The organism is Vibrio sp. 10N.222.49.C9 (genome assembly GCF_041474985.1).
Lineage (GTDB): Bacteria > Pseudomonadota > Gammaproteobacteria > Enterobacterales > Vibrionaceae > Vibrio > Vibrio crassostreae_C.
The window spans coordinates 1-349 of the sequence record NZ_JBFRVD010000095.1; the positions used below are offsets into that span (position 1 = coordinate 1).

At 47.3% G+C, this 349-nt stretch carries 1 pseudogene; it reads right to left on the reverse strand.

Going from position 1 to position 349, the window contains the following annotated elements:
- Positions 1 to 349 (reverse strand): annotated as a pseudogene (locus AB4585_RS21830) (valine--tRNA ligase); the annotation flags it as partial.

Genomic DNA, 349 nt, shown 5'->3' on the forward strand with positions numbered 1-349 from the left:
GAATCTGACCGTCTTCAACCGCTTTTACAGCTGGTTCCGCTAGAGGAGCGGTGCGTACGTACCATTGGTCCGTTAGCATTGGTTCAATAACCACACCACCACGGTCACCGTAGGGAACGGTTAGGTCGTGATCTTTGATCTCATCAAGAAGGCCAAGTTCTTCAAATTCAGCAACGATAGCCTTACGAGCAGCGAAACGCTCCATGCCATGGTATTTAGCAGGAAGGTCAGTGCTGTATTCATCACTTTCTTCACCGTTGGTATTGAATACTTCAGCAGCATCACGAATATCAGCGTTGAACGTTAGGATGTTGATCATTGGAAGGCTGTTGCGCTTACCAACTTCATA